Origin of the sequence: Aeribacillus sp. FSL K6-3256 (assembly GCF_037965805.1) — a bacterium.
GTDB classification, from domain to species: domain Bacteria; phylum Bacillota; class Bacilli; order Bacillales; family Aeribacillaceae; genus Aeribacillus; species Aeribacillus composti.
This window is the reverse complement of record NZ_CP150188.1, coordinates 3,438,005-3,462,609: the sequence shown is the minus strand read 5'-3', so window position 1 is coordinate 3,462,609 and position 24,605 is coordinate 3,438,005. Positions and strand designations below refer to the sequence as shown.

The window sequence follows — 24,605 nt, the reverse complement described above, 5'->3', positions numbered from 1 at the left end:
GTTGACGATGAAAATTTTTTCTTGTATTTCGCAAGCTGCAAAAGTAACAAAGTTTCATTGTTTGCAAGCATGATACTAATTATTGAGGTATGAGGAATGATGGGAAGAAAAAGGAGAAAAGATGCACCTTTAATTAGAAATATTGCAGAGCACAAGGAGTGGCAGAAAAAAGATCGTACTCGGACATCTCTTACTCTTTTGCAGAATCAGGAAAAAATCCGCCAAAACACGAAGTTTTATTATGATCCAGAAAAAGATAAAAAAGATATAGAGCATTATTACAAAAATGTCATCGGAAAAGAAATCAAGGGGCTGAACCTATTTTACCATTATCATAATCTAGTGAAAAAAACACATAAAAATCAGCTGCCGTATTTTATATGCAAAGATCATTATTTGTATACGTGGGTCGATTTGCAGCCGGATGGAACAGTGAAAAGCATCTATTCTGGCGAAAAAAGCGATCCTAGCCGAATCATACAAGAAGATTTCGAAATAATTCAAAAAAGATATGAGCAATTTCAGGCTCTTTTAGAAATAGTGAGCAAAAAGGACGTTTCTTTATTGAAAAAGATGAAAAGCATTGACTTGCGTTTAAAATATAATACAGAACATATTGTTCCGCAGTCTTGGTTTCATGCACGGGAACCGATGAAAAGCGATTTGCATCATTTATTTGTTTGTCATCCGGAGTGCAATGTCAAACGATCCAATTATCCTTTTCATGATTTTTCTTTTTATCAGCCGGAATCGCCAAAAGAAAAAATCCGCAATCGCTGCGGAGTTGTTAAAGACGGCCGATTCGAACCGGAACATGGCAAAGGTACTGTTGCGAGAGCAATGATGTATTTTTTATTGCGATACCCGAATGAAATAAAAAAAAGCAGCCTTAAACAAATTAATCTTTCTTTACTGATTCACTGGCATGAATCGTTTCCCGTTTCCATCTATGAAAAGCATCGGAACCAATCGATTTATTATATACAGGGAAACCGCAATCCTTTTATAGACTTTCAAGAGTTAGCGTATAAAATAAAGTTTCCGTTTCATATTGGATCATGTGGCGTCAAGGAATCGTGAAATCATAGACTATAGGAGCATACTTAGAGCACCTCGTTTTGCAAAATAATCACAAGAAGAGCCGTTCTTTCGAAATACCGATTGTAAAGCTCCTGATTTTTCCTGCTTAACTCTGAGCTAAAATTTCAAGATGCTCTTTCCATACAAGATGACGGTCAATGGCAGCTTGCGGTCAGAAGCATTTCGGATTTTGTTTGTCTCTGTTTATTTGCAACCTGCTGATCCGTAATGGTTGCTGGTCGGCGATTTATAATGAAGAACAGACGAATGTTCGTTCGTTTGAAAAATTGGCTATATTTCTGTCATTCAGAACTCCCTAGTTTCGAGAAAAACAAGGGAGTTTTTGTTGCATATGCTTATAATGATTGACTTTTTCCCTTAGGCAACGCTTCACTATCTGCTTGCTCTTGTTTGTTCGTAACTAAAGTACGATCATTGATATTATATTTGAAATACGTTACTTTTGATTTTGTCACATCATAAGTGTGAACACCAGAATTCGGACCGAAAGAACAAAGACACATGGTTAATTCCCCCTTGTAAATGCATGAACGGCTTCGCGCTGAATTTCTGATAATCTTCTGCTGAGCTCATCTGATTCACTGCTTCGAAGATTTTGTTCTAATTGCTTTAACAAGTTCATTATTTGATCAACAGATTGTTGATCATGACCACTTCCATTCTTCGGATTACTAATGTTATTGGCATTGTTCATATCTCGGAGCACTTTATAAGGCTCGCGGTTTAACAGAAGACTAGTCACATCAGGTCGTGAATAATGTCCGATGGCATCGTGCCAATGTGCCATATCAGCAATTAATTTCATATCAACTTCAGCGTACAAAATACCTTCCTTTCCTTTTAAAGGACCGGATAATATCGAACCACCGGGTGCGATAATCGCCGTCCAGCCCCCTCCAGGCTTTATCCACTCTTTTTGATAATCAGTCTGTGTTAACTTTTCCACATTGTCCTTGTCGACTGTACTTTGACAATTGATAACAAAACATCCGCCTACTTGAGCATGATAACGCGCAGATAGTTCCGTAGACATATCAAATAATGTATCCCAACCCGTTATACTTGAAAATCCTACCCATACGGCACAATGCAGCTGGGAGCGTTGTGCGATAAGGGAATGACGTACCAAATCCATAGTATGCTCCCAGCAGACCAACCCGCTCATTCGTCCCAGCTCTGTGTCATAAACATTTAGATAACTTCCATCTCCCATGCCCCAATGAACACGCTCAACATGAGTCGGCACCAATTTCCTGTGTTTGCCAAAAATTTTCCCTTTATTATCAATAAATAAAATTGTGTTATAGCATGTTTTTCCTTCGCGCTCTGAAATACCAATAACGACATGTATATTATGTTTTCGTGCAGCTTCACATAAAGCATCAGTTGTTTTACTAGGTACTTCTACGGAATTGAGAAACCATTCCTTAAATAGTTCATGATACCACATTGGTGTTCCTAACCAGATGTGATACGGATAGCCAGGAATATAAGACTCAGGCAATACAACTAATTGAGCCCCTTGTTTCGCGGATTCTTCAATTAACGAAATAGCTTTTTCCAAGCATTTTTCCCTGTCATATAAAATCGAAGAGGCTTGTACGGCAGCAACCGTGAATTTCTCATTTAAAAAATCGCTCATCAGCTAATCCCACCCTATAGAATTTTTAATTATAAAAATAATTAGAATATACAGTAAATTTTATTTGAGTTCAATAAAAAAATGACGTTTTTTATACGAATGAATAATAAGAATTTGTATTATGATTTCATGCATCTTTCCTTAATTTGTGATAAAATATGGATTTTTTATAATTATATTTTAAAATTTAGATAAAATTTTAAATATTTTTCATTATGTTTCTTTTATGAAATTATAAATAACATTATGTAATTGTGTTAGTATATTAGCTGATTCCTAACAAGACGGTTAAGAAGAGCTCGTACATCCAAGGACATTCGATTTTAAAGTAAGTGTCAAACGAATCCCGTCTTATCTTTTCCGGATGGACAGGTTTTTCGTCGCTATTGATTACAAGCGACTGGGCAAGGTCTTTGACCTTGTACTTCTTTATATTCTAAATCCTTGTTGGGAAGTCTATAGATAAATTAAATAAGTAATTGGATTTAAATCCATTTACTTGATGCAGCATCCATTTCGGACTGCCTTAATGCCTGAAAATGAGATTTATCAGAAGGAGGATGTCATTCGTTCAGAAGGTGTCCTTAATATTTGATAATAACGAGAACAGATCAGTTCATCCCAAAATTGTAAAGCGAAAATTCAAAAAAAGGAATGAAAGCGTAATCAATTTTAGGAAAAGTGGCCTAAAATTGTGCTTAGAAAGGAGGTACAAATGCTACTAGACATTCGAAGCAATTGTCTTTTGAAAGAAGTAATCAAAAATCCAAACATTAGTAGCAATGAACTTGCTCAAAAATTCAACTTGAGCAAGAGACAGATCAATTATAGTTTTTCCAAGATCAATGATTGGCTTTATGAACAAAATTTCCCTCAGATTGAAAGGACAAATCACGGCTATTTTGTTGTAGATCCGAGTTTACTAAAAGTATTGAGTGAAAAGGAAAATACTCAATCAGTCGATTTTTATGATTTATCGAAACTGCAGCGCGTCCATTTCATTATATTGATGATTTTAACGAGAATGGATGCCTTATCGTTGGCTCATTTCACATCTGAACTAAAAGTGAGCAAGAATACCGTTATTGACGATTTGAAAAAAGTAAAGGATATTGTCGAACAACACGGCCTTGAATACAAGTATTCAAGAAAATATGGATACGTCATTGAGGGAGACGAATTTCAATGCCGGAAACTGTTAATCTCTATCACGAACAGCATCTGGACAGCAGATCAAGGAAAAGAAAAGATCATTCAGATTTCGCAATTATCTGTAGATGAGTTAGAGGAATTTAAAAATCGCCTCGAAAAAGTGGAGGCATCGTTAAATCTGAAATTTACAGACGAAAAACTTGAGTTAATGCCTTATATTTTAATTTTTATTTTAAGAAGAATACGGAAAGGCCATCATATCGGTTCTTTTAACCTTAATTATAATGAGATTTCCGGCACAAAAGAATACTTGGCAACGGAAGAACTTTTGCATGATTTTCCAAATGTTTCAGAGGAAGAACGGCTCTTTATTACTCTGAATTTGCTGACAACGAATGTTTATTGGTCTAAAGAGGAGATTGATAAAGAAATTCCTGAATTAAAAAGCGCGCTAAGTCAAGTGATCGACAACTTTGAAAAAAATACGTTCATTTTTTTGAAGGATAAAGAGCAGCTTCTTCAAAAGCTCGTCCTTCATATGAAGCCCGCCTATTTTCGAATTAAATACAATTTAACTGATACAAATGATGTTCTTGATGATATCAATAAAAATTTCAAGGAATTGCATCATCTTGTTAAAAAATCGGTTAAACCGCTGGAAGATTTAATCGGTTCAGCTATTCCGGAAAGTGAGATTGCTTATTTAACAATTTTAATCGGCGGGTGGCTTTCCAGGCAGGGCGACAATATTAGCCAAAGAATGAAAGCCATAGTTGTCTGCCCAAAAGGAATATCAGTTTCCAGATTGATGTATGGGACGCTAAGAGAACTGTTTCCTGAATTTATTTTTCTTGATTCATTGTCTGTGCGCGAATTCCAACAATATGAAATGGATTATGACATTGTCTTTTCTCCAGTTTATTTGAAAACAAATAAAAAGTTCTTCCTTGTAGATCATTTTATTGGTGCTGAAGAAAAAAGACGATTGCGAAAAGAAGTGATGTCTGACTTATATGGGTTTGTACCTGAAGTAATAAATGTTGAAGAATTAATGGGAATTATTGAAAAGCATGCTGTCATTAAAAATAAAAAAGAGCTTTACAATGCGATTCAAAGCTATATTCACCAAGGCTCTAACAACAAGTTAGAAAATCATTCTATTAAAAATCCGAATTTATGCGATTTAATTACTCCTTCAACGATGATATTCCGCCATTCGGTTCGTAGTTGGGAAGAAGCGATTAAACTGGCGGCCCAGCCTTTGCTGAAGGATAAAAGCATTAAAGAACAATATGTTGAAGCAATGATCAAACATTGCCAATCAGATCCTTATTTTGTCATCAGTGAACATGTAGCTATTCCACATGCTTCACCTGATGAAGGAGTAAATCGTTTATCGATGAGCTTATTGAAATTGCGAAAAGGAGTAGCCTTTGAAAACTATCAGTCCATTAAGTTAATCATTGTGATTGCAGCTTTAGATAAAGATCAACATTTAAAAGCATTCATGCAATTAATGAATTTAGTGAGAAATGAACAGGATTTGAATAAAGTATTGAACGCACAAAGCATGAAAGACTTACATGAAGTTCTGAAATTATATGCACAAGAATAAAAGCTCTTTTATTAATGGAGTAGGTGATATACCAGTGATTGATTTGCATTTTGATGAATCTTTGATTTTTTGCGACTTAAAAGCGAAGGATCAGGAAGAAGTTTTGAAAGTAATGGGAAACCATCTTTACGAAAAAAACTTTGTAAAAGAGAGTTTTATAGATGCAATTATTGAGAGGGAAAAAACCTTTCCGACCGGTCTCCCAACTTCCAGTAATATATCTGTCGCCATTCCCCATACGGATTCCGTTCATGTCAATAAAAAGGCGATCAGCTTGGCGATACTAAAAGACGCTGTTGAGTTTGGAATCATGGGGGAGCAGGAGGCAAAAACTCCGGTAAAAATTGTGTTTTTATTAGCGATCGACAAGCAAAATTCTCATTTGAAAATTTTGCAAAAACTGATAAGCATCTTTCAAAACGAGGATGTCATCAAGTTTTTAACAACAGAAAAAAATAAAACATTAATCAAAACAAAAATTATAGAATGTTTAGATTTAAAGGAGATGAATTGAAATGAAGAAAAAACAAGTATTAGTCGCATGTGGTGCTGGAATTGCTACTTCAACTATTGTTAATGATGCGGTGCAACAGCTTTGCAAAGAACATAACATTGAATGTGAAATTATTCAAATAAAAATTACAGAAGTTGGTTCTTATGTGGACACGGCTGACTTATTAATTAGTACAACAATTGTACAGCAGGAGTACCCGTTCCCGGTTATTAATGCACGCGCTTTCTTAACAGGCATTGGACTGGATGAAGTGAAAAAAGAAATTTTGGAAGCGCTGAAAAATTAAACAAACGTTTGATTATTTTGGTAGGGGTTTAAGGAGGGGAAAAATATGCAAGGTTTTGTTGATGCGATACGAGCATTTTTAGATTTAGGTGCAACAGTTATTTTGCCCGTGGCGATTTTTATACTAGGGTTAATTTTCGGACAAAAACCCGGAAAAGCCTTTCGGGCCGGTTTGACGATTGGTGTTGCATTCGTAGGGATTTTCTTAGTAGTTGATCTTTTAGTCAATAATCTAGGGCCGGCAGCTCAAGGAATGGTTGATCGATTTGGAATCGAACTGAATGTTATTGATGTAGGTTGGCCGGCTGCTGCATCGATTTCTTGGGCCTCCCCAATTGCAGCCTTTATCATTCCTCTCGGATTGTTAGTAAATGTTTTGATGCTTGTGACAAAAACGACAAAAACAATGAATGTAGATATTTGGAATTTTTGGCATTACACTTTTACCGGTGCAATTGTATATACGTTATCAGGCAGTATTATTCAAGGCTTAATTGCCGCGGTATTATTCCAAATTGCTTGCTTGAAAATTGCAGATTGGACAGCTCCGATGCTTGATAAATATTTCGGGCTTCCGGGAATTTCTGTTGCAACGGGAAGCACGGTTTCATACGCAGTTCTTGGTATCCCATTGATCCAATTGATTCAAAAAATACCAGGTCTTAAAAATTTAAATGCTGATCCGGAAACGATTCAAAAAAGATTTGGGATCTTTGGTGAACCGATCTTTATGGGGCTAATTTTAGGTGTCGCATTAGGATTATTGGCTGGATATTCTGTCGGAGATACGATCGAAATCGGGATGTCTATGGCAGCAGTTATGGTGTTAATGCCGAGAATGGTGAAAATTTTAATGGAAGGTTTAATGCCGATTTCTGAATCAGCTAGAGAACTGCTTCAAAAGAAATTCGGCGCACAAAATATTTATATCGGGCTAGATGCTGCCGTTGCAATTGGTCACCCGTCCGTAATTTCAACAGCTCTTATTTTAGTACCGATCACAGTAGCAATCGCCATTATTTTACCTGGAAATAACGTTCTTCCGTTTGGGGACTTAGCTACCATTCCTTTCATTGTTGCATTTATTGTCGGTGCTGCAAGAGGAAACATTGTTCATTCGGTAATCGTTGGTACGTTGTTAATCGCCCTGTCACTGTACATGGCGACAGATTTGGCGGCGCTCCATACTGAGATGGCTGTAGAATCTAAATTTAACATGCCTGAAGGAGCGAGCAAAATCTCTAGTATCGACCAAGGTGGAAATCTGATCAATTACGTCATCTATAGAATTTTTGCGCTATTCAATTAATAGTCTCCAATATTGCAGCTTGCTGGAGGGATAAAGAAATGAAAGCTTTAGTAAAAAAAGAACTAGGATTTGGGAACTTGGAAATAGTAGATGTGGAAGAACCGAAAGTCGGACCGGATCAAGTCAAAATTTTAGTGAAATACAGCGGAATATGCGGTACGGACATTCATACGTATGAAGGACATTACAAAGTGAAAGCCCCCGTTACGTTAGGCCATGAATTTTCCGGTGTAGTAGCAGAAGTCGGGGAGAATGTAACTGAATTTCAGGTAGGAGATCGGGTAACCTCTGAAACTACTTATTATATATGCGGAACATGTAAATACTGTCAGTCCGGTGATTACAATTTATGCAGCAACAGAAAAGGGCTGGGCACGCAGCAAGATGGAAGCTTTGCAACCTATTTGATTGCACGTAAAGAAAGTGTTCATAAGCTTCCTGAAAATGTAGATTTTCTATCTGCAGCGATGACGGAGCCGCTTGCATGTGCACATCATGCAGTTAAGAAAGCTACGATTCATCAAGGTGATGTCGTTTTAGTACTCGGCCCCGGTCCGATTGGTTTATTAGTCGCTCAAGTCGTAAAAGATTTAGGAGCTAAAGTTATCATAACCGGATTAAGCAATGACAAGCTGCGGCTGGAAAAGGCAAAAGAGCTTGGACTGGATTATGCCGTAAACATTCAAGAAGAAGACGTCAAACAATTAGTCAATGAATTGACGGATGGCTACGGTGTAGACGCAGTATTTGAATGTACCGGTGCTGTACCTGCTTTGAACATGGGGCTCGATTTATTGAAAAAGAAAGGCCAATTTGTACAGGTTGGCATTTATGCAAAATCTGAAATCCCTATTGATATGGAAAAAATTATTCAAAAAGAAATTGTATTTACCGGATCTCGCAGTCAAAAACCAAGCGATTGGGAGCCGTCTTTAGCCTTGATGAATGAAAATAGAGTAAATACTAAAACACTTGTAACACATCAATTCAACATTTCTGAATGGGATAAAGCATACGAAGCAATTAAAAGCGGCGATGCAATTAAAGTTATTTTAACTCCTGTTCATGAATAATCAGTTGTTCCCCACCGCATAGCAGGTGGGGATATGTCTCATGTAAGTCTTGGCAAAGGGGAAGAAGTAAAGTATTGACAAACATGTCAATAAGAAGGTGAAAAAATGATTGAGAGCATCATAGATTTTATTCTTGGACCGTATGGGAGAATGGTCAGCGATTTTTATATTGAACATCAATTTATCATAAATTCAATCGTGTTGGCAGTTGCATTTTACAAGCTTTTCAAAAATAAATCTAAAGGTGTTCGTTCGGAGCAAGATATGAAGGTTCATAACGAAAATTAAACCATGCGGGAAAGGGAATAGGAAATGAAAGCACTAAAACTTTACGGAAAACGAGATCTGCGGTTCGAGGATGCTAGTGAACCAAGGATAGAAAATGAGAACGACGTGATCATTAAAGTAAAAGCAACAGGCATATGCGGTTCAGACATTTCAAGATATGCAAAACTGGGACCTTACGTACAAGGGATGATTTGGGGACATGAATTTTCCGGTGAAGTGGTAGAAGTTGGTCCTTCTGTCTCTCATGTAAAAGCAGGAGACAGGGTTGTCGGCTGTCCTGCTTTATATTGCGGTAAATGTGAAAGCTGCAAAAAAGGGATTTTGTCCCAATGTGAAAGCTTGCATGTTATTGGAGCCTTACAGCCGGGATCCTTTGCCGAATATGTGAAATTGCCTAGTGAAAATGTGCTTTTAATACCGGACGAGATAAGCTATGACTCCGCTGCTTTGATTGAGCCGTCATCCGTTGTCGTACACGGGCTTTACCGGACATCGTTGCAGCCGGGTGACAGCGTTGCTGTCATGGGATGCGGAACTATCGGGCTTCTCGCAGTCCAATGGGCAAAAATTTTTGGAGCAAGTGAAATCTTTGCGATTGATATCGATGATCAGAAATTAAATATTGCCAAAGAAATGGGAGCGGATTTTACGATTAATCCTCTTGAAAAATCGGCATATGATCAAATCATGGAGCTGACGAATGGAAAAGGAGTAGACATTGCTGTAGAATCAGCGGGATCCCCTGTAACTTCCGCCCAAGTTTTTTCATTAGCGAAAAAGAGAGGGCAGGTTGTATTTATGGGAATTCCATACGGAGACGTCCTAGTCGAAAGATTTTACTTTGAAAAAATCGTCCGAAACGAATTAACCGTATTAGGATCTTGGAATGCCATATCGTCTCCGTTTCCGGGAAAAGAATGGAAAACGACCATCGATTGTATGAGAACCGGAAAAATAAACGCTGAGGCGCTGATCACACATCGCATCACGTTAGAGGAAGGACCGAAAATGTTTGAAAAAATTTTAGAAAAAAAAGAGTTCATCGGCAAAGTATTGTTTTATCCGGAAATTAGGCTTTAATTTTCAGCCGCTGTTTGAGCTATGCGGAAAGCTTATTCTTGCCATTTGAACTATTGTTACCTGCTTGGAGCTTCATTTGCAAAATATACAAATGAATAAAAACAGCTGAACAAAGTCTAGCCTTCCTTATTTGGGAGGCATTCAGACTGTCGGCGAATGCTTTCATCCAGCGTCACTGGCCTCGTCCGCTCATGAACTTTTTTGGTTCGATTCGCATCTTCTCTAAAGATCAGTTCCTTGTCTGCCAAGCGTTTTTAAGACAGACTAAGGTGGAAAAAATCGAAATGAATAGACGCTTAGATGGTAGGGCTGTCCAAAAAGTCAGGGTTAACTGACTTTTTGGAGCCATTCATTTGGTACAGTCAAAATATTCCGTTGGAGAGGTGCCCAAGTTAACTGACTTTTTGGAGCCCCTTCATTTTAGGGATTTATCGGACAAACCATTTTTTCCTATCTTGTTTAATCCTTCAGAAGTCTTATGAAGGATTTTTCTTATGTTCTCTTTCTGAATTACGTTCTTCAAAAGTTTTATGATGGACATTCAGCACATACAATTGCTTCTTGTTGGACTTCATTGCCTCTATGAAGGACATTTACAAATTTTATTCGATTATTTTTGTCCTTTACAGTAGTATTTCTCCCCAATCCTTCATTTTAGGAACCCATCGGACTGTCATTTTTATATAGAGAATTTTGTTTGAATTTGCTCTGTACACCCCTTGATAACCATCCCTGTCATTATGCAGTATGTCAATCTTTCGTTTGTTTTGTCACCATAAAAATAATGGCTCATCTTTCAATACATAAGTGCTGCGTTTTGCCTTGCCAATCCATTCAAGAGGTGTTTGTGGATTTTTGGACAGCTGGATTTCATGCTTTAACTCTTACCTTTGATTGAAAATTGCCATATCAACCTTGATTTTTATTCTGAATATTTATATTAGCGACGCTGTATAAATGAGATGTTCTTTGGATAGATAATTCAAACGTTGATCATGGATTGTTTAACATTCGATCACAATTGGTAACAGGAATTGAAAAGGGGACATTGAAGAAAAATAACATGGCAATTCAAAAAACTTCCTAGATTTTTTTAAAACAGGAGGCATTGGTTGTGAAAGTTTTTCGTTTTCCAGAAAATCCACTGATTGCTCCGGACGATGTAAAACCTTTTCACCGTGGACATGAAGTAATAGGAGTTTTTAATGCTGGTGTTGCCCAGTTGAACGGCGAAGTGCTTTTATTGCTGCGCGTTGCTGAACGTCCTGTCTGTACTGATCCAAATGTCGTGAAAATTTCTTATATCGATTTTTCTTCAGGAAAAGGAAAGCTGAAAGAGATGGAATTGCAAAAAAATGACAAAAGATATGATTTTTCTGACCCAAGAATGATTTTTTACAGTGATTCCATGCATAGAGCTGCCTATGTCACATCTTTATCTTATTTTCGACTTGCCCGCAGCAAAGACGGACGGAATTTCACCATTGATGATAAACCTTTCATGTATCCGGAAACTGAACGTGAAGCATGGGGAATTGAAGACCCAAGAATTACTAAGATTGGTGCATCTTTTTACATTCAGTACAGCGCAGTGTCGCCTGAAGGCATTGGAGTGGGGCTTGCCTCAACAACTGATTTTAAAACATGCAGGCGGCTAGGGTTAATTTTTCATCCTGAAAACAAAGATGTGGCCATTTTTCCTGAAAAAATTAATGGCAAGTACTATGCGCTGCATCGACCTGTACCGAAAGGAATCGGCAGACCGGAAATATGGATTGCTGAATCGGACAATCTTTTATATTGGGGAAATCATCGGCATTTGCTTAGTCTTAGCGAAAAAGGATGGGACAGCTGCCGCATTGGCGGGGGAGCAGTTCCATTTAAAACCGATAGAGGCTGGTTGGCTATTTATCATGGCGCTGATCAAAACGACTGCTATTCTTTAGGTGCTCTGCTTCTAGACTTGAATGATCCTGGGAAAATGTTAGCTAAGACGGAGGAACCCATTTTAAAGCCTGAAGCGGATTATGAAATGAACGGATTCTTCGGTCAAGTTGTATTTACATGCGGAGCTTTGACGGAAAATGGTACAGTTCGGATTTATTATGGTGCATCGGATCAATCGGTTGCAGGTGCGGAAATTTCTCTTGAAGAAATAATGGAAAAACTTTGCAAACGTTTTATTTGAAATAGGGCAGGGCATATAAATAATTTGCTGATCTTTGTAAATGATATAATTGACGAAATACTTTTGTTATGTAAAATAATTAAAAGAATTCTTTTGAAAAGGTAAATAATATTGATGAATCCATTTGTAAAATATTTTTCCCCCGTTACACATCATTGTCAAGCATCATTGGAATTGAATATGATAAAACATCAGAAAGTCTTTGCTAGAAACAGAAATGCAAAAGTGTGGAGGGAGCTTTTGTGCGGTTGGAGAAAACGGGCATTAAGTCAAGCGCTAAGCTGCTAAAAGAATTTGAAAATGCTCCTCAGCCGATCAATCCACAAAAGTTAATTTTCAAAGGTGTAGGAAATAGGGACGTATATAATATCTCGGCGCCGTTTTTAGATGATGGGGAACTTGTCATAGCAGGTAGAGTAGAGCCTCGAAACAGCGAGCATTCAGAAGTATATTTCTTTGTAAATCGGGATGGAAAGTGGATTCCGAAAGAAGGAGCGCCGAAATTTCAGCTGCAGGATCCGTTCGTGACGAGAATTGGAGGAGATTTAGTTTTTGGTGGAGTTGAAATTTTTCCGCATCCCACTTTTAAAAGCTCACTTTGGTGGAGAACGCTTTTTTATAAAGGGAAAAATATTGCAGATTTAGAAAAATTCGCTAAAGGTCCTGAAGGCATGAAGGATATCAGAGTGATTGAATTAAAAGACGGATCAATTGGAGTGTTGACAAGGCCTCAAGGCGAGAAAGGCGGTCTCGGCAAAATTGGGTTTATCCGAATACCGACTCTTGATGATCTTAATCCCGAAAATCTCGAAAAAGCCACGCTTTTAGAGGGCCAATTTACGGATGAAGAATGGGGAGGAGCAAACGAACTGCATTTGCTTTCTAACGGTCTGATTGGTGTGCTCGGACATATAGCAAGCAAAGATGAACAAGGGAACCGCCATTATTATCCGATGGTGTTTGTATTAGATCCTGATACAATGAAATTTTCTGATATGGAACTCATTGCAACGAGATCCCATTTTTTGAAAGGCGCTGCCAAGCGGCCTGACCTTGTCAATGTAGTTTTCAGCGGCGGTTTAATCAGAAAAGGGGATGGAACAGCTGATCTATATGTAGGCACCAGCGATGCAGAAGCGCAAAAAATTACCATTGCTGATCCGTTTGTGAAGTATGAAAAATAAGGAAGATTGCAAAATAAAAGGTTCATCATCAAAAGGCGGGGGTGACAAATTTTCTTCCCGTTTCTAGGCGGATACGAAAGAAAAGATGTTCGTTGTTTCGGTATCCATCCCCCCTTTTTGATGAGTTTTATTTTATTTTTTCCCAAAGCAAATGGGACAAAGAATGCATGGAAGTGCTGCTTGGGTTGGAAAAACAGCAGGCACTTCATCAGAAGGCATAGAAACCATAAAAAAGATGGTAATGGCAGAATAGATTTGATAAATTAGTTTGTCTAGTCAACAATTACGATACCAGAGTTTTCGCTTTTTTATACCTATTAATGGAAAAATTATTCATTTTTATATTAACAACCCCAAGTATGGTGAGAAATAAAGCCCAGATTATCCACATGGAATGGAATAATCTGGGCTTTGTAATTTTCTTAAGCCTTTATTTGTACTTTATCATTCAGCTCTCTATTCGCTCCATCTTTTACAGACCAAATAGCTATGAAGCTGATCAATGCAGCGAAAATAATATAAATGGCAACAGGAATGTAGGAATTGTTAAATTCCACTAATAAAGCGGTTGCAATTAACGGTGCGGTCCCTCCGGCAACTGCAGCCCCAAGCTGATAGCCTAGAGATATTCCCGTATATCGAACTTTGGCCGAAAAAATTTCTGAAATCATTGTGCCGAGAACTGCATTCACAGATCCCCAAATAACGCCTAGGCCGATCACCGTTGCTAAAATTAATAAAAACACCGAATTTTGTTGAAGCATCCAAAAATATGGGAACGCATATAAAATAGTGAGTATAATTCCGCTAATATAAATCGTTTTTCGTCCGATTCGATCTGATAAGCTTCCGACGAGCGGAATGACGATTGTAGCTACGATAGAGCCTATCAGTACAGCATTTAATGCATCTGTATTATCAAAATTCAAAGTTGAAGTGGCATACGATACAATAAACGTACCAAATATATAAAACGGTGCAGTTTCCACGACTTTTGCACCCATCGCAATTAAAACCTCTTTCCAATGGTAGCGAAGAGTGTCTACCAATGGAATTTTAGCAACCTCTCCTTCTTGTTGAGCTTTTTTAAAGGCAGGCGTCTCATCAATTCCTTTTCTAATCCACAGCCCGAAAATTACAAGCAATGCACTTAACAGAAATGGAACACGCCAGCTCCATGACATAAATTGATCATGCGGCAAAAGTGACATAATTGAAAGGGCAAGGGTGCCTAAAATCAATCCTAAAGAAATTCCCATTTGAGGTACACTTCCAAAAAAACCTCTATTATTTTTTGAAGCATATTCAACAGCTAGTAAAACAGAGCCTCCCCATTCTCCGCCAAGAGCTAAACCTTGTATGAAACGCAACAGAGTCAAAAAGATAGGAGCCCAAATTCCGATCACTTGATACGTAGGCATTACCCCCATGCCAAATGTGGCAATTCCCATTAAGCTAAGGGTTAAAACCAATGTTTTCTTTCTTCCTAACCTGTCGCCAATATGGCTGAAAATAATTCCGCCAACAGGTCTGAGGAAAAACGCTAAAGCAAAAGAAGTATAGGCAATTAATAATCCGACTGTAGGGTCTTCATTAACAAAAAACAATTGGTTAAAAACTAATGATGCAACTGTTCCATAAAGAAAGTAGTCAAACCATTCAATCGCACTTCCTACTAAACTGGCAATCAATATTTTCCATTTACCCTTGACCATGGCTTTCTCCCCTTCTTCAAATTTTTCGTTATAAAATCGAATTGTTTAAACGCTTTCATTTTCACGAAGCTTTCAGTTCATTTAGAGCTTTGTCCGCCTCCTTTCATTTTATTAAATTTTCTGACAACAGATAAACAGGTCATCTGATGACCGGAAAATAGAAATATCTTTTTTTATATTAACATAAATGACATTTTTGTAAAAAGTATCTTTTTAAAAAAATTCCATTTCACGAATTATTTAACTAAATACGTAAAAAAAAGCAGATCATCCAACGTCCGATCTGCAAATAAAAACTAGCATCCATGACTGCTGAATGCTTTAAGAAAACGATTTGATTATTTCAGCACAATCATCAGCAGCGAATGAAATATAACAGAAAAAGCAGCTCATTGCAAAAAGAGTGCGAGCCTCCTCAACCTGGAGCTAAAGGCTGAACTTAGAACGGTTTGAATGAATCAGCATTTATCCCGGTTTCAGCAAGCAGCAGTTTAAGGACTCACATTTTATGTTTTCAAAGAAAAAAAGCGCCTCCGTGGAGAGCGTTTTTTTTCTTTGAAAAGATTTTTTGGAAAGGAGTGTTTCTGATGTTCAGAGGTTTGAAATTAGCAATTCACTTTCGCATCACTTCTTGATTTATTAAATTGGGCGGACATAATCCTTTCAGCCCCTTTATTAAATTTTCCGCCGCCAGTTTTGCCATTGCATACCGCGTTTCATAAGTTGCTGAGCCGATATGCGGTAATGTGACGACATTATTCATTTTTAACAGAGGGTGATCTTTCGGGACAGGTTCTTGTTCAAATACATCAAGCCCGGCACCTAAAATGAGTTTGTTTTGGAGCGCGTAAATAAGGTCTTTTTCGTTGACGGTCTGGCCCCTTGAACCGTTGATGAAAATGGCGCTTCGTTTCATCAATTGAAATTGTTTTAGCCCGATTAAATGCTTTGTTTCTGATGTTAACGGCGTCATGAGGCAGACAAAGTCTGATTGTTTTAGTAAGTCCTCAAGCTCGCAATAGATGGCATGAAATTGTTCCTCTGCCTTTTGATTGCGGGATCGGTTATGATATAAAATGTTCATGCCAAAACCGAAATGTGCTCTTTTGGCAATGGCGGTGCCGATTTTCCCCATGCCGATAATCCCAAGTGTTTTATGGTGAACGTCAACACCAAATAAATTTTCTCCAATCGGGGCTTCCCATTTGCCTTCTTTTACGTAACGATCTAACTCCGCCATTCTTCTAGCTGTAATAAGGAGCAGCCCAAAAATTGCATCAGCCGTTGTTTCATTTAAAACATCAGGTGTATTGGTTGCCATAATGTTTCGTTTCGTTAATTCCTGAATGTCTAAATTGTCATATCCAACGGAAACATTGCTGACAATTCGCAATTTTGGAGCTTGCTTTAAAAAATGCTGATCGATTCGCATTCCTGCGCCAATCATCCCTTCAGCGTCATGTAAGTCATGCAGAAATATAGAATAGTCTTCACTGTCGGGGTAATATTTGATCTCACATACTTGTTTCAAGCTGTTTAAAATATCTTCAGGCAATTTTTTATATACTATCACCTTTGGTTTCATGTATTTATCCTCCAAACATATATTTTACATCAAGGCGGAATCTATTATGGAAGAAATTGTGCTGCACGTATTCTAAAGGTGTCTTTCATGTGAGAAAAATGGAAGTAAGCGATTGATTGATCTAAAGTTTGAGCATGGAGATTTTCCCAATTGTTATCTAGGAAAACAAAGAAGGTTATCAAGGCTGCTTGTCCACAAAACCTCTGTTGATTTTGCAATTTACCTCTTAACGGCGCGTTAATAATACAGGCTGCGAGCTTTCCCGCTTTTGGATCAGTTTCATAACATCTAATACAAGTTTGTCGGAGCACAGTTATAAATGGGCGCAGCGATTCAAACGTTTTGGACGAGTTTGTCTGTTTGCTGAAAGGATGATTTTCTCACTAGGCGATATGTCCTAGTGCCCCTGTCAGCTGAAAACAACTTAAAACCTAAAAGCGCTTTTCTCCGTAATCAGGACTTCTGGACATTTAGCACTATTTCATGCTTTTTTTTCAATACGTTTTCGGCAATTTCATGCCCTTCAATTTTTCCTCTGTGTGCTGATTGAGAAGCAGCAATTTGTCATTCATAGATTGAAAGATACTATTTTTCAAAAATCGGTTCATTCTACTAAATTATGTTAGTTCATTCGGAGGATGCATTTATGATCCACCCATATTATAATCAATCTGGATATTGATGGGATAGGAGGAATATTCATAATGAAAAAGAACTTCATAATAGGTGCAATAGCTGTTGTCTTAATACTTTTTGCTTTTGCTAGTTTTGGAGCAGCTCCGAAAAAAGCAGCAGGTCTTTCTCTTTTTCAATACAAAAGCGGCTATTTTACCAATTATGTCGAAACGCCAAGCTATCAAGAAAAGTGGACGAGCAGCACAAAAAATGTCTCCATCTCATACGGACGCATTGAAGCTTCAAGTGCAGCAAAAGGAACATTTAAGCTGTATATACAAATTAAACAAAATAATAAAGGAAGCTGGAAAACGATCAAAACGATCAATGCCAACAAAAACGGCACAACCCGTTTCGATTCACCGAAATTTTCACCAAAAGATCGGTACAGATTCAAGCTCGTTAACGAAGGAACCAAAAAGAAAGTTACATATAAATTGACATGGGCAACAACAGGATTTAAGAAGTGATGAGGAAATATATTTCTTCATCACTTTTTAGTTGATGAAAACTATCCGCCGCCCAATATGTTACGAACACAACCGTAGAATATTGAGAAAAGAAGCCAGCCTTTTAATCTAGTTAAGTCGAGGTCTTCTCTCGATTTCAATTTTAAGTCCTTGTGCCACTATAATAGACATAAATTCCAAACAAAGATTCTCTTCGGTGTGCATTTATTTATTTGGCTGCGGTCTGCCAAGCTGATCATCAATCGGATATTCAGTTTTTAGTATCTTAATAAAATTCGCTGCACTTTTAGACAGGTACCGATTTTTTTCGAAAATTATCGATGCTTCAGCTGTAATGGATGAATCCTCAATTTCCAGCATTTGAATGTTTGGAATTTGAAAATTGGAAACGGCAGATTTTGGGACAATCGTTGCACCTACACCTTCTGCAACTAATGATAAAAGAATCGTTACATCAGGACACTCGCATAAAATTTTTGGTTCAAATCCATGCCGTGCGCATTCATTCACAACCATTTCATACTGGCCTTTCCCGCTGATTCGGTGTAAAAGAAGCAAAGGCATTTCTTTTATATCTTTCATTTGAATAGAATGATGTTTATAATTCCAATGCTGCGGAATGACGGCCACATATGGATCGCTTGGCAGTTTTATTGTTTGATATTCATCGGTATCAATGGGCAATCGTATAATCCCTACCTCTATTTCTCTGCTTTTTAAAAATTCACTGATTAAGAATGTATCTCCTTCTCTTAAATGGAATTTGACATTGGGGAATTTCTCAAGAAGCTTCCGCATTGTTTTGGGTAAATAGGAAAAGCATGATTTCACACATCCTATTGATAATGTGCCTTTCGTTCCATCGTTTATTTCTTGGACTTCCAAAATCATATCATTCAATTGATGAAGGAGCTGTTTCGTTTTTTTGTAGAAAATTTTCCCGGATTCCGTTAATTCAAGTTTTTTTCCGTTCCGTTCTAATAAAATGACTCCAAGCGTTTCCTCCAATTGCTTCAACTGATGACTTAAAGGCGGCTGCGCCATATGCAGCTTTTTCGCCGCGCGTGTAATTTGTCCTTCCTCGACAATCGCTGCAAAATATTTCAGCTGTTTAATGTCAATCAATCTGATCACCTCATGTGAAGGTGTATATTTTTTTTATATACAAAACCAATTTTTTTCATATTTTTCATATATGATATCATATGTTATATTATTTTTGAAGATTCAAAAAAGTAAATCGAATTGTGGATGAAAAAATCTATTTAAGGGGGAATGAAGATGCCTGCAAAAACTGGCAAAGAGTATATTGAGCGTTTGAAGAAAGCGAAAAGCAGCGTTTACATTCATGGGGAGAAAGTAGATGACGTAACGGAGCATCCTGCATTGAAAAATGTGATTCAATCAATGGCAAAACTTTACGATCTTCAATATGAAAAAGCTGATAAGATGCTGTATACTTCACCAACAACAGGAGAAAAAGTCGGTATAACATTTATGCAGCCTACTACAAAAGAAGAACTGATTGCAAGACGCAAAGCAATACAGGAATGGGCTCGAACTTCCGCCGGAATGATGGGGCGGTCTCCGGATTATTTAAATGCTGAAGTGATGGCAATGGGAATAGCGAATGATCTGTTCGCAGAAGATGATCCAATGTATGCGGAGAACGCAAGAAAATATTATGAATATGCGAGAGAAAACGATATTTCTTTAACACATACCCTTATACATCCGCAGATTAATCGCTCTAAAGCTCAGCATGAGCAAAAGGATGCAAATGTTTCCTTGCATTTAGTCGAGAAAAATAAAGATGGAATTATTGTTGATGGGATTCGTTTGTTGGCTACGCAAGGCGGCATAACGGATGAAATATTAGTTTTTCCTTCAACAGTTAAAAAATCAAGTGAAGGGGATGACCCGTATTCATTAGCTTTTGCAATTCCAAATAATACTCCAGGCGTAAAATTTATTTGCCGCGAAGCCTTTGACTATGGAAAAAGTCATTGGGATCATCCGCTCGGGTCGCGATTTGAAGAAGGAGATGCTATTGTTTCATTTGAAAACGTTTTCGTTCCTTGGGAACGGGTATTTGTCTGCGGCAATTCTTCCATTTGCAACCGAACCTTCCGTGAGACGAATGCCGTTGTCCACATGTCGCATCAAGTAGTTGCCAAAAATGTAGTGAAAACTGAATTTATACTTGGAGTTGTCCTTTTAATTATGGAGGCTATTGGAATTGAACAGTTTCAGCATGTAAAAGATAAAGGAACAGAAATTATGCTGACTCTTGAGACAATGCGCAGTCATTTATATCGTGCAGAGCATAATGCAAAGCTTGATAAATGGGGAACAATGACGCCGGATTTTGCTGCGCTTGATGCTGCTCGAAATTGGTACCCAAGAATTTACCCTCGTTTAGTGGAAATCTTAAGGATTCTTGGCGCTTCTGGATTAATGGCCATTCCGACAGAAGCTGATTTTAATAATGAAGAAATCGGCGATATTGTCAGAAGAGCGATGCAAGGAGCAAATATTGATGGATATGAGCGCGTTCAGTTGTTCCGTTTAGCTTGGGATATTACAATGAGTGCATTTGGAAGCCGTCAAACTCATTATGAATATTATTTCTTTGGAGATCCGGTCCGCATGGGTATGGTTTATTTTGACGGGTACGAAAAAGATTATTTCAAAGACTTGGTTCGTGAATTTTTAGGAACTACAAAAGTAACAACTGTTTAACAAATAATAAATGAAGGTGCCACACGTTAATTGTGAAAGTGATCATGACAGCATAGCGAGTTGAACTTGACTTAATATACAATATCATATATGATTCTAGCAAACTATATTTTTCTGAAAATTTTCTATTCTCGGGGGAATTTAATAGGGAGGGACTTTCAAGATGGTAGATTTTAATATTATTCGTTGTGCAAGGGCGGTACTGTTGGTGACAAATTTGGAGGCTTCACGCGATTTTTATGAAAACGCTTTAGGGTTCGTTGTGACAGAGGCTGATGAAAACCATTTATATCTCAGAGGGTATGAGGAACATAATCATCACAGCCTGGTGTTGAAAAAAGCAGAGCAGCCTGGTGTGGAAGCGATCAGTTACAAGGTTTATTCCGATGAGGATTTAAACAAATTATATGACTATTTTCAACAAAAAAATATGAATCCAAAATGGATAGAAAATCAGCATGCAGTTGAAAGGGCTTTCCGTGTGCAGGATATTTCAGGTCTTCCAGTTGAGTTTTTTGCCAGAATGGACACGGTCGAAAGGCTGCTGCAAAGATATGACTTATATAAAGGAGCAAGAATACAGCGAATTGACCACTTTAATTGCATGGTGCCGGATGTACAAAAAGCATATGACTTTTACGTAAAAGAGCTGGGGTTTGCGTGCTCTGAGTATACCGAAACAGAGAATAATGAATTATGGGCTGCATGGCTGCATCGAAAACCTAATGTGCATGATTTGGCGTTTATGAATGGAAACGGCCCTCGTCTTCACCATATCGGCTTTTGGCTGTCGGATCAACTTAGTCTCATTCATGCCTGTGATGTGTTAGCGGCTATGGGATATGCGAAAAATATAGAAAGAGGCCCTGGACGCCATGGACTTTCAAACGCATTTTTCCTCTATTTGCGTGATCCAGATGGACATCGAATTGAATTATACAATGGAGATTACTTGACAAGCGATCCGGATTTTCTGCCGATTCGCTGGGATATAAATGATCCAAGACGCCAAACATTTTGGGGGCATGAAGCACCGGACTGCTGGTTTAATGAAGCATCACAAGTATTTGATATTCATAGCGGAGAGTTAGTTGAACTAAAAGAGCCAAGTGTGCAAAAGCTAAAACCTGATTTTGTCATTTAATTTTAAGTAAGAAAAGAGAGGTAACGATGAAAAGAAAATTGTTTATTAATGGAAGTTGGGTAGGAGCAGAACATTATGCTCCTCTTTCCTCTCCATATGATAAAAAAGTAATTGCAGAAATTCCAATTGCTTCAGAAGCTGACGTTGAAAAAGCGATCGAAGCCGCACATAACGCCTTTCTGAAAATGGCGAAAATGCCAAAGCATGAACGCGGACATATTTTGGAAAAACTGGTGATGCTTTTAGATAAGAGGAAAGAGGAAGCGGCAGAAATTATTGCAAAAGAGGCGGCGAAGCCAATCAAAACAGCATTAGAGGAAGTGCAAAGAACCATTCAAACATACAAATTTTCGGCTGAAGAGGCAAAAAGAATTCATGGTGAGGCACTATCATTAGATGCGGCGCCCGGCGGGGAAAATCGGACTGCTTATACGGTTCGTGAACCGATCGGTGTAATAGGAGCTATCACTCCGTTTAATTTTCCAATGAATCTAGTTGCGCATAAAGTAGGACCGGCCATTGCCTCCGGAAATACGATTGTCTTAAAGCCGGCCTCCCAAACACCGTTATCTGCTTTCTTTATAGCTGAATTATTGCAGGAAGCAGGACTGCCTGATGGTGCATTAAATGTTGTAACAGGAAGCGGCAGCATCGTTGGCAAAAAAATCGTAGAAGATGAGCGGGTTAAAATGATTACGTTTACAGGAAGCCCGCAAGTCGGAAAAGAGATCAGAAATAAAGCAGGCTTGAAACGCGTCACGCTTGAGTTAGGTTCCAACTCGGCTTTGATCGTAGATGAAGGAATTGATGTTAAAAGCATCATTCCAAGATGTGTTAAAGGGGCTTTTTCTAACCAAGGGCAAGTATGCATCTCGCTGCAAAGAATTTACGTACATGAACATGTATATGATGAGTTTGTCAATGCATTTGTGAAAGAAACGGAAAAGCTGACAACAGGAGATCCGCTGGATTTTCAAACAGATGTTTCAGCGCTGATTTCCGAACATGATGTAATCCGTGTCATCAGCTGGATCGAAGAAGCTAAAAAAACAGGTGCAATAGTTGCAACAGGGGGAAATGCGAAGGGAAATATTGTCGAACCGACGGTTTTACTCAACACAAAACCTGATATGAAAGTTTCCTGTCAAGAAATTTTCGGCCCTGTAGTGTTAATCGAAAAGGTTTCATCGATTGAACAGGCTGTTGAGTATGTAAATGATTCTCGGTATGGACTGCAGGCAGGGATTTATACAAAAAATATCCACCATGCTCTATATGCGGCTGAAGAGCTAAAAGTAGGCGGTGTAATGATTAATGATATCCCAACGTTCCGAGTCGATCATATGCCATACGGCGGAGTGAAAGAGAGCGGAATGGGGAGAGAAGGAATTAAATATGCGATTGAAGAAATGACGGAGCTAAAATTAGTCGTGATAAATCGGCAAGTATAAAAAAGCGTAAAAAGAGGTGTGTAACATGGATGATCGCACGTTTCGAAATGCAATGGGGAAGTTTGCGACAGGAGTCACTGTTATTACGACTGCCCTAAATGGGGAAGTACGCGGAATGACGGCAAATGCATTTATGTCTGTCTCTTTAGATCCTAAACTAATTCTCATTTCAATTGGAGAAAAAGCAAAAATGAATGAAATCATTAAGCAGACAGGAAAATTTACAGTAAATATTTTGTCTGAAGAACAACAAGATTTATCGATGCTTTTTGCCGGCCAATTAAAAGAGAAACAAAATGTTACTTTTGATTGGGTCGGTGATCAACCAGTGCTGCCCAATTCGTTAGCAAATATTTTATGTGACGTATACAATACACATGTTGCCGGCGACCACACTTTATACATTGGAAAGGTGACTGACATTTATATGAAGGATGGTGACCCATTGTTATTTTTTGAAGGAAAATATAGAAATTTGGCTAGTCATGCCAACGCGGGGTGAATGGATGGAAGTCGTTTATATTAACAATTCCAAAGTATTAGCGGAATGCAAGCCCGAGCCGTGTGTCATGGCAGTCGGCTTCTTTGATGGAGTGCATTTAGGACATAAGAAAATCATTGAAAAAGCGAAAGAAATCGCGCAAGTAAAAAAACTAACATTTGCCGTGATGACATTTTTTCCACATCCAAGTCAAGTCATTGAAACGGATAGAAAAGTTATCTCCTATCTGTCGCCGCTTCCTTCCAAAATGGAAATCTTTTCACAATTAGGGGTAGAGAAACTGTATATTGTAAAATTCGATAAAAATTTTTCTGAATTATCCGATCAAGACTTTGTGAATCAATACTTAAAAGGCTTGATGTGCAAACATGTCGTTGCCGGCTTCGACTTTACGTATGGTTTTAAAGGAAAAGGGAATATGGAGAAGCTGAAAAACGTTGGAACGGGATTTTTTGATGTGACGACTATACCGAAAATCCAATATAAACAAGAAAAAATAAGCTCCTCCATGATTCGGAAGCTGCTAGAGTCAGGCCTTGTAAATGAAATACCTCATTATCTTGGGGATTATTATCGTGTTTCATGTTTAGTCAAATCGATGGAACGAGGCGATGCTGACAACAATTTTATTTTTAAAGCGCAAATCGATCATGATTATTTCCTGCCTAAACCGGGAATTTATAAAATCCAAATAAATCTCAATGAGACATTTTACAACGGTTTATGCCATATAACGAACAAAACATTAAAACCTTACTTATTTGAGGGTGTTATTGACGGATTGGATAGAATAGCAGAAAAAAATAATGTCCAATTGAGGTTCATAGAACAATTGCTTGATCGACCAGTTGCTGCTGCTTATGATCTTTTTAGCCGAACAGTCATATAAT

General features: G+C 38.0%; 21 protein-coding genes. 16 read left to right on the top strand and 5 right to left on the bottom strand.

Translation table 11 applies throughout. The features are described 5' to 3' along the window. The first annotated feature begins 96 nt into the window (after positions 1-96). Positions 97-1,080 (top strand): endonuclease, encoded by a 984-nt coding sequence (locus tag NSQ84_RS16655; RefSeq protein WP_327873364.1) that lies wholly within the window; start codon positions 97-99, stop codon positions 1,078-1,080. Between the two features lie 356 nt (positions 1,081-1,436). Here NSQ84_RS16655 and NSQ84_RS16650 read toward each other — a convergent pair whose 3' ends face one another. Together NSQ84_RS16650 and NSQ84_RS16645 are read right to left on the bottom strand one after the other, a co-directional pair. Then, the gene (locus tag NSQ84_RS16650) at positions 1,437-1,604 is read right to left on the bottom strand and encodes a hypothetical protein (protein ID WP_157727840.1); all 168 of its coding nucleotides are present in this window, start codon (positions 1,602-1,604) and stop codon (positions 1,437-1,439) included. A 2-nt stretch (positions 1,605-1,606) separates the two neighbouring features. Further along, entirely contained in the window at positions 1,607-2,743 is a 1,137-nt protein-coding gene (locus tag NSQ84_RS16645) for a carbon-nitrogen hydrolase family protein (protein WP_339212133.1), read from the bottom strand. Positions 2,744-3,458: 715 nt separating this feature from the next. On the opposite strand from NSQ84_RS16645, the gene NSQ84_RS16640 reads away from it, so the two are divergent. The 9 genes from NSQ84_RS16640 (at position 3,459) to NSQ84_RS16600 (ending at position 13,431) form a co-directional block, all read left to right on the top strand. Further along, positions 3,459-5,510: a BglG family transcription antiterminator gene (locus NSQ84_RS16640; protein ID WP_063388869.1), complete on the top strand. Its 2,052-nt coding sequence runs from the start codon at positions 3,459-3,461 to the stop codon at positions 5,508-5,510. Between the two features lie 34 nt (positions 5,511-5,544). Further along, positions 5,545-6,024, top strand: a complete 480-nt coding sequence (locus NSQ84_RS16635) for a PTS sugar transporter subunit IIA (RefSeq protein ID WP_082829602.1) — start codon at positions 5,545-5,547, stop codon at positions 6,022-6,024. Position 6,025: 1 nt separating this feature from the next. Beyond that, positions 6,026-6,310 (top strand): PTS sugar transporter subunit IIB, encoded by a 285-nt coding sequence (locus NSQ84_RS16630; RefSeq protein WP_063388867.1) that lies wholly within the window; start codon positions 6,026-6,028, stop codon positions 6,308-6,310. Between the two features lie 45 nt (positions 6,311-6,355). Beyond that, complete coding sequence (locus NSQ84_RS16625) at positions 6,356-7,618, top strand: PTS galactitol transporter subunit IIC (RefSeq protein ID WP_063388866.1); 1,263 nt, start codon at positions 6,356-6,358, stop codon at positions 7,616-7,618. Between the two features lie 38 nt (positions 7,619-7,656). Then, positions 7,657-8,691 carry a zinc-binding dehydrogenase gene (locus tag NSQ84_RS16620; protein WP_063388865.1) on the top strand — a complete coding sequence of 345 codons (1,035 nt, stop codon included), beginning with the start codon at positions 7,657-7,659 and terminating at the stop codon, positions 8,689-8,691. 105 nt (positions 8,692-8,796) lie between these two features. After that, on the top strand, positions 8,797-8,979 hold the full coding sequence (locus tag NSQ84_RS16615) for a hypothetical protein (RefSeq protein ID WP_066251194.1): 183 nt from the start codon (positions 8,797-8,799) through the stop codon (positions 8,977-8,979). A 24-nt stretch (positions 8,980-9,003) separates the two neighbouring features. Beyond that, the gene (locus NSQ84_RS16610; RefSeq protein ID WP_066251196.1) at positions 9,004-10,059 is read left to right on the top strand and encodes a galactitol-1-phosphate 5-dehydrogenase; all 1,056 of its coding nucleotides are present in this window, start codon (positions 9,004-9,006) and stop codon (positions 10,057-10,059) included. Between the two features lie 1,114 nt (positions 10,060-11,173). Then, a complete protein-coding gene (locus NSQ84_RS16605; RefSeq protein ID WP_066251199.1) occupies positions 11,174-12,247 on the top strand; it encodes a glycoside hydrolase family 130 protein in 1,074 nt (357 codons plus the stop codon). Positions 12,248-12,489: 242 nt separating this feature from the next. Next, positions 12,490-13,431 (top strand): DUF1861 family protein, encoded by a 942-nt coding sequence (locus tag NSQ84_RS16600; RefSeq protein WP_063388861.1) that lies wholly within the window; start codon positions 12,490-12,492, stop codon positions 13,429-13,431. Positions 13,432-13,853: 422 nt separating this feature from the next. Here the strand turns inward: NSQ84_RS16600 and NSQ84_RS16595 are convergent, their stop codons facing one another. Both NSQ84_RS16595 and NSQ84_RS16590 read right to left on the bottom strand, forming a co-directional pair. Next, a complete protein-coding gene (locus NSQ84_RS16595) occupies positions 13,854-15,146 on the bottom strand; it encodes an MFS transporter (RefSeq protein WP_339212132.1) in 1,293 nt (430 codons plus the stop codon). 613 nt (positions 15,147-15,759) lie between these two features. Next, the gene (locus NSQ84_RS16590) at positions 15,760-16,731 is read right to left on the bottom strand and encodes a D-glycerate dehydrogenase (RefSeq protein ID WP_327848108.1); all 972 of its coding nucleotides are present in this window, start codon (positions 16,729-16,731) and stop codon (positions 15,760-15,762) included. A 704-nt stretch (positions 16,732-17,435) separates the two neighbouring features. Here NSQ84_RS16590 and NSQ84_RS16585 point away from each other — a divergent pair. Further along, on the top strand, positions 17,436-17,876 hold the full coding sequence (locus NSQ84_RS16585) for a hypothetical protein (RefSeq protein ID WP_327848107.1): 441 nt from the start codon (positions 17,436-17,438) through the stop codon (positions 17,874-17,876). Between the two features lie 204 nt (positions 17,877-18,080). Here the strand turns inward: NSQ84_RS16585 and NSQ84_RS16580 are convergent, their stop codons facing one another. Then, the gene (locus tag NSQ84_RS16580) at positions 18,081-19,001 is read right to left on the bottom strand and encodes a LysR family transcriptional regulator (RefSeq protein ID WP_063388857.1); all 921 of its coding nucleotides are present in this window, start codon (positions 18,999-19,001) and stop codon (positions 18,081-18,083) included. 156 nt (positions 19,002-19,157) lie between these two features. Here NSQ84_RS16580 and hpaB point away from each other — a divergent pair, with 156 nt between their 5' ends. From hpaB to NSQ84_RS16555, 5 genes are all read left to right on the top strand, one after another. Further along, positions 19,158-20,618, top strand: a complete 1,461-nt coding sequence (hpaB, locus tag NSQ84_RS16575) for a 4-hydroxyphenylacetate 3-monooxygenase, oxygenase component (protein WP_327873367.1) — start codon at positions 19,158-19,160, stop codon at positions 20,616-20,618. Between the two features lie 163 nt (positions 20,619-20,781). Beyond that, a complete protein-coding gene (gene hpaD, locus NSQ84_RS16570; protein ID WP_063388855.1) occupies positions 20,782-21,762 on the top strand; it encodes a 3,4-dihydroxyphenylacetate 2,3-dioxygenase in 981 nt (326 codons plus the stop codon). Positions 21,763-21,788: 26 nt separating this feature from the next. Continuing rightward, entirely contained in the window at positions 21,789-23,213 is a 1,425-nt protein-coding gene (locus NSQ84_RS16565) for an aldehyde dehydrogenase family protein (protein WP_063388854.1), read from the top strand. A 25-nt stretch (positions 23,214-23,238) separates the two neighbouring features. After that, positions 23,239-23,715, top strand: a complete 477-nt coding sequence (locus tag NSQ84_RS16560; protein ID WP_063388853.1) for a flavin reductase family protein — start codon at positions 23,239-23,241, stop codon at positions 23,713-23,715. A 4-nt stretch (positions 23,716-23,719) separates the two neighbouring features. Then, positions 23,720-24,604 (top strand): FAD synthetase family protein, encoded by an 885-nt coding sequence (locus NSQ84_RS16555; RefSeq protein ID WP_066252152.1) that lies wholly within the window; start codon positions 23,720-23,722, stop codon positions 24,602-24,604. The last annotated feature ends 1 nt before the right edge of the window (position 24,605 follow it).

Excerpts from the sequence above, each read along its gene's own strand:
- hpaB (WP_327873367.1), top strand. The coding sequence starts at position 19,158 with ATGCCTGCAAAAACTGGCAAAGAGTATATTGAGCGTTTGAAGAAAGCG.
- NSQ84_RS16630 (WP_063388867.1), top strand. The coding sequence starts at position 6,026 with ATGAAGAAAAAACAAGTATTAGTCGCATGTGGTGCTGGAATTGCTACT.
- hpaD (WP_063388855.1), top strand. The coding sequence starts at position 20,782 with ATGGTAGATTTTAATATTATTCGTTGTGCAAGGGCGGTACTGTTGGTG.
- NSQ84_RS16615 (WP_066251194.1), top strand. The coding sequence starts at position 8,797 with ATGATTGAGAGCATCATAGATTTTATTCTTGGACCGTATGGGAGAATG.
- NSQ84_RS16585 (WP_327848107.1), top strand. The coding sequence starts at position 17,436 with ATGAAAAAGAACTTCATAATAGGTGCAATAGCTGTTGTCTTAATACTT.
- NSQ84_RS16640 (WP_063388869.1), top strand. The coding sequence starts at position 3,459 with ATGCTACTAGACATTCGAAGCAATTGTCTTTTGAAAGAAGTAATCAAA.
- NSQ84_RS16625 (WP_063388866.1), top strand. The coding sequence starts at position 6,356 with ATGCAAGGTTTTGTTGATGCGATACGAGCATTTTTAGATTTAGGTGCA.
- NSQ84_RS16555 (WP_066252152.1), top strand. The coding sequence starts at position 23,720 with ATGGAAGTCGTTTATATTAACAATTCCAAAGTATTAGCGGAATGCAAG.
- NSQ84_RS16650 (WP_157727840.1), bottom strand. The coding sequence starts at position 1,604 with ATGTGTCTTTGTTCTTTCGGTCCGAATTCTGGTGTTCACACTTATGAT.
- NSQ84_RS16595 (WP_339212132.1), bottom strand. The coding sequence starts at position 15,146 with ATGGTCAAGGGTAAATGGAAAATATTGATTGCCAGTTTAGTAGGAAGT.
- NSQ84_RS16655 (WP_327873364.1), top strand. The coding sequence starts at position 97 with ATGATGGGAAGAAAAAGGAGAAAAGATGCACCTTTAATTAGAAATATT.
- NSQ84_RS16565 (WP_063388854.1), top strand. The coding sequence starts at position 21,789 with ATGAAAAGAAAATTGTTTATTAATGGAAGTTGGGTAGGAGCAGAACAT.
- NSQ84_RS16645 (WP_339212133.1), bottom strand. The coding sequence starts at position 2,743 with ATGAGCGATTTTTTAAATGAGAAATTCACGGTTGCTGCCGTACAAGCC.
- NSQ84_RS16620 (WP_063388865.1), top strand. The coding sequence starts at position 7,657 with ATGAAAGCTTTAGTAAAAAAAGAACTAGGATTTGGGAACTTGGAAATA.
- NSQ84_RS16560 (WP_063388853.1), top strand. The coding sequence starts at position 23,239 with ATGGATGATCGCACGTTTCGAAATGCAATGGGGAAGTTTGCGACAGGA.
- NSQ84_RS16590 (WP_327848108.1), bottom strand. The coding sequence starts at position 16,731 with ATGAAACCAAAGGTGATAGTATATAAAAAATTGCCTGAAGATATTTTA.
- NSQ84_RS16610 (WP_066251196.1), top strand. The coding sequence starts at position 9,004 with ATGAAAGCACTAAAACTTTACGGAAAACGAGATCTGCGGTTCGAGGAT.